At 37.3% G+C, this 12,446-nt stretch carries 11 protein-coding genes; 6 read left to right on the top strand and 5 right to left on the bottom strand.

Annotation, left to right across the window (positions count from 1 at the left end; genetic code table 11):
- Nucleotides 1-358: 358 nt before the first annotated feature.
- The 4 genes from H4J67_RS18240 to H4J67_RS18255 all read left to right on the top strand — a co-directional run bounded on the left by H4J67_RS18240 (nt 359) and on the right by H4J67_RS18255 (nt 4,430).
- Nucleotides 359-1,474, top strand: coding sequence for an MltA domain-containing protein (locus H4J67_RS18240; RefSeq protein ID WP_182171422.1), 1,116 nt, complete (start codon nt 359-361; stop codon nt 1,472-1,474).
- Between the two features lie 356 nt (nt 1,475-1,830).
- The gene (locus tag H4J67_RS18245) at nt 1,831-2,991 is read left to right on the top strand and encodes a porin (protein WP_182204631.1); all 1,161 of its coding nucleotides are present in this window, start codon (nt 1,831-1,833) and stop codon (nt 2,989-2,991) included.
- 116 nt (nt 2,992-3,107) lie between these two features.
- Nucleotides 3,108-3,620, top strand: a complete 513-nt coding sequence (locus tag H4J67_RS18250; RefSeq protein WP_182171425.1) for an FMN-binding protein — start codon at nt 3,108-3,110, stop codon at nt 3,618-3,620.
- A gap of 45 nt (nt 3,621-3,665) precedes the next feature.
- Entirely contained in the window at nt 3,666-4,430 is a 765-nt protein-coding gene (locus H4J67_RS18255) for a PepSY-associated TM helix domain-containing protein (protein WP_182204617.1), read from the top strand.
- Between the two features lie 105 nt (nt 4,431-4,535).
- Here the strand turns inward: H4J67_RS18255 and H4J67_RS18260 are convergent, their stop codons facing one another.
- The gene (locus H4J67_RS18260; RefSeq protein ID WP_182171432.1) at nt 4,536-5,027 is read right to left on the bottom strand and encodes a TlpA disulfide reductase family protein; all 492 of its coding nucleotides are present in this window, start codon (nt 5,025-5,027) and stop codon (nt 4,536-4,538) included.
- Nucleotides 5,028-5,167: 140 nt separating this feature from the next.
- Here H4J67_RS18260 and H4J67_RS18265 point away from each other — a divergent pair, with 140 nt between their 5' ends.
- Complete coding sequence (locus H4J67_RS18265; RefSeq protein ID WP_182204619.1) at nt 5,168-5,656, top strand: hypothetical protein; 489 nt, start codon at nt 5,168-5,170, stop codon at nt 5,654-5,656.
- Between the two features lie 50 nt (nt 5,657-5,706).
- Here H4J67_RS18265 and H4J67_RS18270 read toward each other — a convergent pair whose 3' ends face one another.
- From H4J67_RS18270 to uvrA, 3 genes are all read right to left on the bottom strand, one after another.
- Nucleotides 5,707-6,606, bottom strand: a complete 900-nt coding sequence (locus tag H4J67_RS18270) for a spermidine synthase (RefSeq protein WP_182171438.1) — start codon at nt 6,604-6,606, stop codon at nt 5,707-5,709.
- On the bottom strand, nt 6,599-7,255 hold the full coding sequence (locus H4J67_RS18275) for a fused MFS/spermidine synthase (protein WP_182171441.1): 657 nt from the start codon (nt 7,253-7,255) through the stop codon (nt 6,599-6,601). The genes H4J67_RS18270 and H4J67_RS18275 overlap by 8 nt, the downstream gene beginning before the upstream one ends.
- A 160-nt stretch (nt 7,256-7,415) precedes the next feature.
- Nucleotides 7,416-10,265 (bottom strand): excinuclease ABC subunit UvrA, encoded by a 2,850-nt coding sequence (gene uvrA / locus H4J67_RS18280; RefSeq protein ID WP_182171444.1) that lies wholly within the window; start codon nt 10,263-10,265, stop codon nt 7,416-7,418.
- Between the two features lie 202 nt (nt 10,266-10,467).
- On the opposite strand from uvrA, the gene H4J67_RS18285 reads away from it, so the two are divergent.
- Nucleotides 10,468-11,832: an MFS transporter gene (locus tag H4J67_RS18285; protein WP_182204620.1), complete on the top strand. Its 1,365-nt coding sequence runs from the start codon at nt 10,468-10,470 to the stop codon at nt 11,830-11,832.
- 74 nt (nt 11,833-11,906) lie between these two features.
- On the opposite strand, the gene H4J67_RS18290 is transcribed toward H4J67_RS18285, so the two are convergent.
- Entirely contained in the window at nt 11,907-12,392 is a 486-nt protein-coding gene (locus H4J67_RS18290) for a GreA/GreB family elongation factor (protein WP_182204622.1), read from the bottom strand.
- Between the last annotated feature and the right edge of the window lie 54 nt (nt 12,393-12,446).

A 12,446-nucleotide genomic window follows, 5' to 3' on the forward strand; every position in this document is an offset into this window, starting at 1 on the left:
AACCCGTCACTAACGTAACGGTTTTTTTGCTTTCTGACGTCTGAAAATACACCATTTATAACTAATTAAGTAGTGACGCCAACGGTAGTGTGACTTATGTTCGACATGCCCGTGTGAGAATAGGACATTCTACGCTTCCAATTAGAGAAACCCGTAGCTGATGGTACGGGTTTTTTGCTTTCTGGTGTTTAAAAAAGACAAAATCCATAACTAGCATGGACTGATAACAAGGGTAGTGTGACTTGTATTCGACATGCCATGTCAGAGTAGGATATTTTGCTGTTTGTTCTATGATAAACCTATATCTTTTATTAGCTTAATAGTTACAATATTGAAAAAGTTTTAATAGGTCTGATTAATGCGCTACTTAATATATTTATTTTCCTCTGTATTGTTGTTTACATTTCAAGTGAATTCTTATGAATTCGTCCTTGAAAAATCACCAAGTATTAATAAACTTGTAGATTTTAAAGCAAGTGACTTATGTCAAGTCACTGAAAATACAATGGATTATATAGGAAAGGTTCCTAGTGATAAGTTTGCAGTACACCCAGGGACAGTATTTAACAATAAAATTAGTATGCAAGATATTGAACAAACATTGGCGTTTATCTGTACAACTTATCGTGATGACGTTCAAGCAAAACGACAGAGTCGCCTACACGATATAGCATTTGTAAAAGAGAATTTTAATTTTTTTCGTTGGCTCCCTGATACACAGACAGCACAACTCATTGCAGATAAAAGTACCAATGAAGTTAAAAGTCGATTACTAAATAGTATTCCAAAAGATAAAATTTTTCTTACTAAATATTATACAAAACTATTAGATGCCAGTACCGTTAAAACCACTAAATATAATCAAGCTTTGTATGCCTTACCGACTGATGAGGAAGGTCTTTCATTAGAGCAAGCTGAAAACCAAAACGAGCAATTGATAAGGTATAGGTATACTCGACAAAATATTATGGCAGGAGCCTTATCAGATAATACAGCGGTTAAACCTCTAATTTGGTTATCTGAAGAAGCATTACATGATGTTTTGTTACAAGGTACTGGCGTGGTAAACGTCGGTGGAAAAGTTCGTTACTTTAATGTTCACCGTAATAACGGCATAGCTTATGATTATGCACTAGGAAAACGAGAGCAAGCAAGATATTGGTACTTTATTGAGGTCCCTAGCATTATGGGCTATGGCCAAAAACAAGAGGATAAGATAGCGTTAAAATCTCAAGTAACGTTTGCTGGCAATGTAAAGCAGCTAGGGTTGGGTAAACTCTTTATGGTTAGCTATGACCGTAATAATGAAAATATATCACGTATCGGTGTTCTAGCTGATCAAGGTGGAGCGTTCGATGATAATTTATTCCAATTAGATATGTTAGTAGACAGCTACAAAGGTTGGAGTGATTATCACCAAGGTAATAAACATTTACCCGACTACGCTAAGGCTTGGTTAATGTTACTAAAGTAAATAAAGCTCATGCGACAATAAAAAACAGCATTAGCGAGTCTTTTATCTAAAATGCTTGCTGTTATATCTTCAAGTGTAGCTTTTATACTAGGGATGGCTGGTAGTCTATAGGGACATGATTCAGTACTTACTTTCTTTTAAGCTTATATTGATTATTCAAGTAAACTGGACGGCGAAGAGATTAACTTGATTACAAACATAACATATATCAATGCTACCATTTATAGGATACCCAGTATTTAGTATAAACATTGATCGTTATCAAACACAAACGAAAGACTTAATGATAATCGTTTGTATTACGCTTTGATTATAAAAAACTCTCTCTACAAAATTTGACGGACATGAAATTCATGATGAAGAAAACCTTAATTGCTTCGGCACTTGTTGGATTATTTACTAGTTCGGCTGTTCTTGCAAATAACGATACTGAAGAATTACGTAAAGTTATTGCACAGCAACAAAAAGTATTAAAAAACTTAGAAGAACGTTTAGACGAAACAGAGCAACGTCTTGAGGCTACTGCTGACCAAGTTGAATCAAGCTCGACGGCAAGCTCATTTGCTAAAACGACCATTGGTGGCTATGGCGAATTACATTACAACAACTACGAAGATAAAGATGCAAAAGTTGATTTTCATCGCTTTGTTTTATTTTTTGGCCATGAATTTAAAAACAAATTACGTTTTTTCTCTGAGTTTGAATTAGAGCATAGCATTGCTGGCGAAGGGCAAGATGGTGAAGTTGAGCTAGAGCAAGCTTATGTAGAGTATGACTACAGCGATACAATAACAACCAAAACAGGCTTATTTTTAGTGCCTGTAGGTATTATTAATGAAACGCATGAGCCACCAACTTTTTACGGTGTTGAGCGCAACGGCGTTGAAAAGAATATTATCCCAGCCACTTGGTGGGAAGCGGGTGTTGCAGGGAATTTTAAATTAGCTCCAGGCTTAGCCGTTGATGCTGCTATAACAAGTGGTTTAAATGTAGGGAATGATTATAAAATCAGAGGCGGACGTCAAAAAGTTTCTAACGCTTCAGCTGAAAACTTAGCCTACACTGGTCGTATTAAATATACCGCTATTCTAGGATTAGAGTTAGCGGCAACTGTTCAGTATCAAACAGATTTGACTCAAAGTGCCGCTGGTGTTGACGATGCTGCTGCGATATTAATTGAAGCTCATGCTATTTATCAAGTTAATAACTTCACCGTTCGCGCACTATATGCCGCTTGGAATATTTGCGGTAAAGAAGCCAAAGCATTAGGTCGAGATGAGCAAACAGGTTGGTATGTAGAACCTTCATATATGTTTAATGAAAAGATGGGCGCTTTTGCTCGTTATGCTGAATATAATAATGAAGCAGGTGCTAGTTCTTCTGATGCTGTTGAATCAACCAGCGTAGGTATCAATTATTATTTACATGAAAATGTTGTACTAAAAGCTGATTTTGAAGAATTAAGTGGTTCAAATGACTCGCAAGGCTTTAACTTAGGTTTTGGCTACCAGTTTTAATTTTATTTACTTATCGCAAACTTGCGTTAGGTTATAATTCACATGGAAGTGAATGAGCATAGTTGGCTCATTCACTTTTGCGTTTAAACAAATTTATTTATCATCAAGGGTGACATGTGGTTAAAATTATATTCACTTTCTTAGTTATACTTAGTTTGCAAACTCCGGCATTTGCGAATGGTATTTATCAAACAGCTAAGCAGTTTATTAGCAGTTCTTTTAATGGTGAATCACCAAAATCTAAAGCGCTATGGTTGTCAAATGATGACAAAGTGGCAATTAGTGATATTATGAGCCATGAATATAACCGTTTACGCGTAAGGTACTGGAAGCAAGAAAATGCAACGGTTTGGGTGCTTGAAGAAATAGGTAAAGAACAACCTATTACAATTGGTGTTCATATTAAAGACGAGCAGGTAGTTGACCTTAAAGTCCTTGTTTATAGAGAGTCCCGTGGTGATGAAGTTCGACATGACTTTTTCACAAATCAGTTTAAGTCAGCCTCACTTACTAAAGAAAATATGCTTAATCAGCATATTGATGGTATAACAGGGGCAACCATGTCGGTACGCGCGCTAACTAAAGTTGCACGTTTGGCATTGTGGTTAAATAAAAAGGTAAACGTTTAATTTTTACCGGTAATAAGTTTATTTAGATAGGTCTAACGTATCCCAATGATAAATAAAAAATCAGCATATTTAATTCGTAATCGTGTTGTTCGTCATCTGCGAAAATGGCATCGTCAACTGGGTATATTCGCCGCATTCTTCCTGATTTTTCTTTCTATTTCTGGTATTGCTTTAAACCATACCTCATTTTTTTCTTTGTCAGATAAATCAATCACTAGCTCGATGCTACTTAATCATTATGGAATTAAACCCCCGAGTGATATTCGTTTTTATCAACAAAAAGAATGGTTAATCACTGACCAGCTTATCTGGTTAAACGATCAAGTGGTTTTTCAAAGTGATACGCCTGTTATTGGTATTAGTCGCTTTCAATCATATCTATTGTTGGTTACTACAAACCAAGTTGTTATTTTTACTGACGAAGGGCAGATTATTGATAAAATCGACAGTTCTAGTGATTTACCTACGCCTATTTCAGCATTTAGCATTATTGGTGATCAGCTTGTTTTAAATACACCAGAGGGTTATTTTCAAGGAGATAGTGATTTCTTTGAATGGCAAAAGATCACTACACTGATTGATCCTTCATGGGTGGAAAGTGCTTCTGCGACAGAAAATGAGTTGGTTGTGGCGAACAAAAAATTCCAATCGCAGTTTCTAAACTGGGAAAGAGTGATTCTTGATGCTCACTCTGGGCGATTATTCGGTAACTTAGGTGTTTGGTTTATGGATATTGTTGCTTTGATGCTTATCTTACTTTCAGTGAGTGGTATTTATATTTGGCTAAAGTTTACTCATAAAAAACGTTAATATTACCCTTAGTGAGTGTCTAACCCCAGACTTATTAACGCTAATTAAGGTCTGGTCTATTTATAAATAGCTGAGCCTTTTTAGCTATTGTTGGTTAAGTATTCTTTACTCTTTGGGCTGAAGTAAAGCTGTTAACTCTTGTTGATACTTTTCTTTTTTACTTTCAGAAAACCCAACATGAGCACTAACCACTTTTCCTGAACGGTCAATGATGTAGCTGCTAGGCATGCCTTTTAGTTTAAACTTACGGGCAACTTTGCCTTTAGGGTCATAAAAAACGGTGAAATTAGCTGGAACTTCTGCCAAAAATTCATCTGCTAATGCTTTATTGTTATCAACGTTAACACTGATAATAGTTAAGCCTTGCTGTTTATATTGCGCTTGTATTTCGTTCATCCACGGGAATGATTGTCGACAAGGACCACACCAAGATGCCCAAAAATCTAAATAGATCACTTGTCCTTTGTGATCAGCAATTAATTTATCAAAATTTTGTAATACGTTTTCCTGCGCTATTGGCTGAGCAAAACTTACCGTTGTAAAACAAAAACTGGTCAGGACAGTGAATAATAATGGAATTAATTTTCTAGAGTTCATAGTATTTTACTTTGCAGAGTTTTTCTTATTAGAACACGGATATTTAATGAGGTGAAGTGTGATAGTTATAAAACGATAATTGTATTTTTAATGATGAGTAAGGTAAATTGCACGCAATACTTTATCTTTTAGACATACTTATGAAAATACTTTTACAGATCAGCTCCTTGTTCATTACTTTTATTTTATCATCGAGCATAGCGAACGCTTCAGCAGATAAAACACCCGAGCAACTTGAGCACGACAAATGGCTGAAATTACGTTTTAGTGCTCAACATGAGCGCTTGATACCGGTAGTTGCGGTTGCAGATATGTTTTTTGCTTGTGACCAAGCTAAAAATAGCGGTAATGCTAATTATCAAGTAAAGGAGCTTGTTGAAGACATGGACCGAAATTTACTGGCTGAAAAATTAACGGTTTGTTTAGCGGGAGCAACAACAAAGTCTGATATTGCCTTGAATTATGGTTTGCATGGCTGTTTTTCTGAGCAATTATCAAGTTTACCAGCGCAGCAGAAGTTAGACCAAATGGCGGTGGTAACGGCAAGTATTTCAACGTTAAGCCGAGAAGAAAGGCAAAAAAGCTTTACTCGTTGTGTTACTGATCAAAGTATTAGCTATTTAAAGTAATTGCAGAGCCATCCGTTAAAGTTAAGAGCACAAAGTTAAGTGCCCCTTTCTTAATTCAATAAGTTAGCCGGCGAAAATTGGTCTGTTAATAACTTGGTCTTTTCTGGCCAGTCTTGCTCGATACTGATTGCTGTCATTTGTTGGCTGATCTTTAATAAATCAATATTGAAAGGTGTTAAACGTGTATGTAATTTTTTTGCTCGCTGATTAATTAATTCAATACTTGGCAGTTGTCCTTTGGCGGCTAAGATAATGCGATTACTATTTTTATAGTTTCGTACATTGTAAAAATCGCCAAATACTGCCTTATAGGTAGCCGATTCATGTGCATATAAATCACTGACTGAAAAAGTATTAGCACTTAATACACCTTCTGGGCTAAGTAAATCTTTAGCCTCTTGTAAAAACTCTTGCGTTAATAAGTGCTCAGGAATGTAATCACCGTTAAACGCATCAAGAATTATCCAATCGTATTGTTGTTTTCTGATCAGCGCGCGTTTAATAAAAATTCTACCATCTTGTATTACCGATGAAACAGCTTGGTTTTCGAGGAAGCCAAAATATTGCCGAGCAACTTTTACAACCGCAGGGTCTATTTCAACATTGATAATTTTACTGGTTGGGTAGAGTTCTTGAAGGATGTTTGACATAGTTCCGCCACCTAAACCCACAATAAGAATACTTTTAGGCTGCTCAATTAATAGCAAACCGGAAAAGAGTAATTTTGTATAATTAAAGACTAAACGTTGAGGGGCAGTTTTATAAAAGCAGCTTTGATTCGTTTTAGTTGTTTTCACATTGAATTTCAAACAACGTAAATCACCTTGATCATCAACCAATATATTTCGATATAATGAACGCTCTTGGTGAACAACTTCTGCGCTTGTGCTATTAACAAATAGACAACTCAGGATAAAAATAGTTAATATTGAATAATTAAGCTTACTCATTTGCAACACCTACGGTATTAAAGCTAACTGATTTCATCGATTTATTTAAAACAATAGCAATAAGTCCCAATAAGGCTAATATCGAGCTAAACACCATAATAATACTGTTGACTTCAAAAAAGAGCACCAAATAAAATGAAGTAAGAATAGTACCTAATGCGCTGCCTAGTGTGGAAACAAAATATAGCTTTCCAGCGATTTGACCGCTCTTATCTCGGTCAGTTACTAATAAGCGGACCGAGTAAGGGGAGATCATTCCTAAAATAATGGTAGGTATAAAGAAGAGCGCTGTACAGGCGAGTAAAGAGCCATAGCGAGAATCTTCAACATTTAAAAAGATGAGTTCCATTATTGTTGTTGACCATAAAGCAACGGGCAAAACGGTAATACCTGCTAATACAAAGATAAAACCATATTTTTTCAATGAAGCATTTTTTGTTGACAGCTTACCACCAGCCAAATAGCCAAACGATAAACTCAGCATAAACACAGTAATTATACTGCCCCAAATATGCACACTACTGCCAAAAAAAGGAGCAAGTATTCTGCCACCTAATAGTTCAATGCCCATTATGCAAAAACCGCTACAAAAAGCGAGTAGGTAAATGAATGGGTTTTGCCATGATGGCTGAGGTTGGGTATCCGTCATTTAGGGTATCAGTAATATTGTCTATTAAGTAAAGCCATCTTAACGACAAAAGGCGCGATATACCAAGTCAATTTGATAGGTAGCCGTTCAACCTGAATTTCAATTGCATTCTGAAACTTCAAGTTAAACGGAGGTAAACGCCTTTTGGGTTTGTTAAAACTTATTTACGCTTTTTAGCTGCTTGCTTCTCGAGTAAAGGTTTTAAGAACCTGGCGGTATGTGATGTCTTGTGTTTAGCGACCTGTTCCGGTGTACCAGAAACCAATATTTCTCCACCACCAGAACCACCTTCAGGACCTAAATCAATAATCCAATCAGCTGTTTTTATCACGTCTAAGTTATGCTCTATCACAACAACAGTATTGCCATGGTCACGCAATCGATGGATAACATGCATCAGTTGTTTGATGTCGTGAAAATGCAAACCTGTGGTTGGTTCATCAAGAATATAGAGGGTCTTACCGGTATCACGTTTGGATAGCTCTTTTGATAATTTAACCCGTTGTGCTTCACCACCTGAAAGGGTAGTGGCCGACTGACCTAATTTTATATAACTTAAACCAACATCCATTAACGTTTGTAATTTACGATTAATAGCTGGGATGGGGGCAAAAAAAGTTAACGCGTCTTCAATTGTCATATCAAGCACTTCATGGATGCTCTTACCTTTATATTTTACTTCTAATGTTTCGCGATTATAACGTTTTGAATTACACGCATCACAAGGAACATAAACGTCAGGTAAGAAATGCATTTCAACTTTAATTAATCCATCGCCTTGGCAAGCTTCACAACGCCCGCCTTTTACATTAAAGCTAAAGCGTCCGGGTTTATACCCTCTTGAACGTGATTCTTGAGTCGCAGCAAAAATTTCACGAATAGCAGTAAATATACCCGTATAGGTTGCAGGGTTTGAGCGTGGTGTTCTTCCTATGGGACTTTGGTCAATGTCGATAACTTTATCAAGTAAATCTAAACCGATAATTTCTTTATATGGTGCCGGTTCTTGTGTCGTCGCACCATTTAAGGCAATGTGAGCAAGTTTAAATAGGGTATCGTTAATTAAGGTCGACTTGCCTGAACCTGAAACACCGGTTACACAGGTCATTAGACCATTGGGTATAATTAAATCAACATTCTTTAAGTTATTACCGGTTGCGCCTTTTAGTTCAACGACATTGTTTTTATCAAAAGGCACACGAACCTTAGGTATCTCAATACCTTCTCGCCCTGAAAGGTATTTACCCGTTAGTGAATTTTCACAGGCTAAAATATCATTTACATCACCTTGAGCAATGATTTCACCACCATGAACACCGGCTCCAGGGCCAATATCAATAACATAATCGGCGGCTCTGATGGCGTCTTCATCATGTTCAACCACGATCACGGTATTGCCTAAATCACGTAAATGGATCAAGGTTTTTAATAAACGTTCGTTATCGCGTTGATGTAACCCAATTGATGGCTCGTCTAGTACATACATTACGCCAACTAAACCAGCACCTATTTGGCTTGCTAAACGAATACGTTGTGCTTCACCACCTGATAAGGTCCCAGCAGCGCGTGATAAATTCAGGTAATTTAAGCCAACATTAACTAAGAAACCTAAACGTTCACACACTTCCTTAAGAATTTTTTCTGCAATTTGTGCTTTCTGACCGGATAAATTTAAGTTTTCGAAAAAGGCTAGGGCGTCAGAAATAGCAAGCTCGGCAATATCCGTTAATGGTGTATCAGCAATAAAAACATTACGCGCTTCAAGGCGTAAACGACTGCCATTACAATCAGGACAATGTTGGCTATTTAAGTATTTTGATAATTCGTCACGAACGGCATTAGATTCTGTTTCACGGAATCGTCGTTCCATATTATTAATTATGCCTTCAAACGGGTGCTTACGAATAACGACATCACCACGGTCATTCATATATTTGAATTCAATCTCTTGTTTACCACTACCACGAAGGATTAAATCTTGATCACTCTTGGATAATTTTTCAAAAGGTTTATCAAGGGCAAATTTATAATGATCAGACAGTGCTTGTAGCATTTGAAAATAGTAAAAATTACGTTTGTCCCAGCCACGTATTGCACCACCCGCTAAGCTCAATTCAGGATTAGTAATAACACGAGCAGAGTCAAAAAACTGTTGATTACCTAAGCCATCACAGGTTTTACAGGCACCTGCTGGATTATTGAATGAGAATAATCGCGGCTCAAGTTCTTGCATGCTATAACCACACTTTGAACAAGCAAAATTAGCTGAAAAGACTAATTCTTCCCGATCAGGTTCATCCATAAAGGCAACTTTAGCGGTACCCGCGGTTAAACTTAATGCGGTTTCAAAAGATTCAGATAAGCGAAGTTGAATATCGTCTCTTACTTTTAAGCGGTCAACAACCACTTCAATCGTATGTTTTTTGTGAAGTTCTAATGTTGGAGGATCAGATAAGTCACAAACCTCGCCATCTATTCTAGCTCGAATATAACCCTGAGATGCGAGGTTCTCGAGTAATTTAACATGCTCACCCTTTCGGCCTTGTAATACAGGTGCAAGCACCATGACTTTAGTACCTTCTTCAAGCGCTAAAACCTTATCGACCATTTGTGAATTTGTTTGTGCCGCTAAAGGTTGATGATGGGTCGGGCAACGTGGTTCGCCAACACGGGCATAAAGTAGTCGTAAGTAATCGTAAATTTCGGTAATAGTACCCACAGTAGAGCGTGGATTATGCGACGTTGATTTTTGTTCAATAGAAATTGCCGGCGATAAGCCTTCTATGTGATCGACATCAGGTTTTTCCATCATCGATAAAAATTGACGAGCATAAGCCGAAAGTGACTCGACATAGCGTCGCTGACCTTCTGCATATAAAGTATCAAAAGCGAGTGAAGATTTACCTGAACCCGAAAGCCCAGTAATAACGACTAATTTTTCTCTAGGAATATCTAAGCTGATGTTTTTAAGGTTATGCGTTCTAGCGCCACGTACTTCAATGTTTTTCATAAATATCCACTCTAATAAGTTTCTCCGAATGTGCACAAACTCAATAGATCTGCTATCGCTATTTCACATAAAGTTTGAACCAAGTATTATTGCATAATTACTCGGAAATAATCAGTAATAATCTCTGTTTTTGTTCAGGACTTTGTCGTGCTACTATAGCGCGAATTTTCGCTTTTTTATGACACGTTAAATAGAGAGCCTCATGAGTACGAAAGGTTTAAACAGTATTGAGAAGAAAGCCGCATTTTCTTTAGCCGCCGTTTTTGGCTTGCGTATGCTTGGGCTTTTTATGATTTTGCCAGTGTTTGCTATTTATGGCGAGCAACTGATCGGCTTTAGTCCTATTTGGATAGGCTTAGCTATTGGAGCATATGGCCTAACCCAAGCTATGCTGCAAATACCTATGGGGATACTGTCTGATAAATACGGCAGAAAACCGATCATTTTAATTGGTTTAGTTATTTTCTTTTTAGGCAGTGTTGTCGCCGCAATGTCTGACACTATTTATGGCGTTGTTTTTGGCCGAGCATTACAAGGTACCGGCGCTATTGCAAGTGCGGTATTAGCACTGGCCGCAGATTTGAGTCGAGAAGAGCAACGACCCAAAGTTATGGCAACTATTGGTATGTTTATTGGCTTATCGTTCACGCTTGCTATGGTTTTTGGGCCTATAGTTGCGCAAGCGTTTGGGCTGAGTGGTTTGTTTTGGTTTACGGCAATATTAACCATTTTAGCTATGGTCATGATTCAGTTCATGGTACCAAACTCAGTAAATAAAGCGCCAAAGGGCGATAGTGTCGCTTTACCGGAGCAACTCAGTAAGCTTATTCGTAATCCCGAACTATCACGTTTAAATTGGGGAGTATTTATTCTTCATATGGCGTTAACGGCTTGTTTTATTACTTTACCTAAACAGTTTGTTGCTAGTGGTTTAGCGCTAGAGCAACATTGGCAATTATATTTACCCGCTTTGTTAGGTTCTTTCTTTTTGATGGTACCTTTTATGATTGTTGCGATTAAAAAGCAAAAAGAAAAACAGATGTTATCGGCGGCTATCTTATTACTGGCAGGCTCGTTATTACTGTTGTGGTATTTACCGCTTGGTTTTTGGACGTTAGTGCTATTGGTGGTGATGTTTTTTACTGCCTTTAATTATCTAGAAGCAACTATGCCATCTATTTTGTCTCGCATTGCTCCGGCTGGTGTAAAAGGCAGTGTGATGGGTATTTATTCGAGTAGTCAATTTTTAGGTGCTTTTACCGGTGGTATTATTGGCGGCATTATTGCCAGCCAATTTGGGGAACAAGCGATATTTTTAGTAATGTCATTGATCACTTTATTATGGTTTTTTGGTGCTATAAGCATGAAACCACTGCAAAAATCAAAAAGTTATACTTTCACGACTAGCATTGATTGCCAAGAAAAAGCCAATGAAGTCGCCGAAAAATTAATTGAGTTACCTGGGGTTATCGAAGCGATATTGGTGCAAGAAGAATCGGTTGTTTACCTCAAGGTTGATGATAAAGTGGTGAACTTGGCTGATATCAAAGCTGCCTTGAACCCATAGTGACAAACCATATGCTGAATTTGCTTATCCCTTATAGGCAAGCTCAGCAGAGACAAAACTTTTAAATATCACTATTAATAAATGCCACTGACCAGGTAAAATTGTTTATTAGTGCCTATTGTTAGCGCAACATCATCATCAATAGACTTACCTATTAATGCTTTTGCCATCGGTGAGTTTGGTGTAATAACGGTATAGGGCTTTGTATTTAACACGCCTTGAAATCCTCCTGCGGCCGGCGCAATAAAAAACCATTTATCTTCACCTTTTTCTGGTGTTATCTGTACTAAGGCACCTATTGAAACAGGTGTTTTTTCGTCAAAGTTGTAAATAACAAACCGTTTAATGGCTTGTTTAGCTTGTTGAATATCATGGACACGTCTAGATTGACCTTCCGCTAAATAGCTAGCCTCAATGGCAAGCGTATCGTATTGAGTTTCTGCGACTGACTGATCATCAGTGGCGGCTAAGTGAGCATTATTTGCTGCTGTTTTTATCGCGGACAATTCTGCTGATAAATGGGCAAGGATATCGTTAATTATAATCTGTTTTTTCATCATACTCAGCATACTTGCTTGAAATTTTTAGTAAATATATTTTTGATCTGACAGCTG

The sequence above is a fragment of the Colwellia sp. BRX10-4 genome (assembly GCF_014077465.1).
Classification (GTDB): domain Bacteria; phylum Pseudomonadota; class Gammaproteobacteria; order Enterobacterales; family Alteromonadaceae; genus Colwellia_A.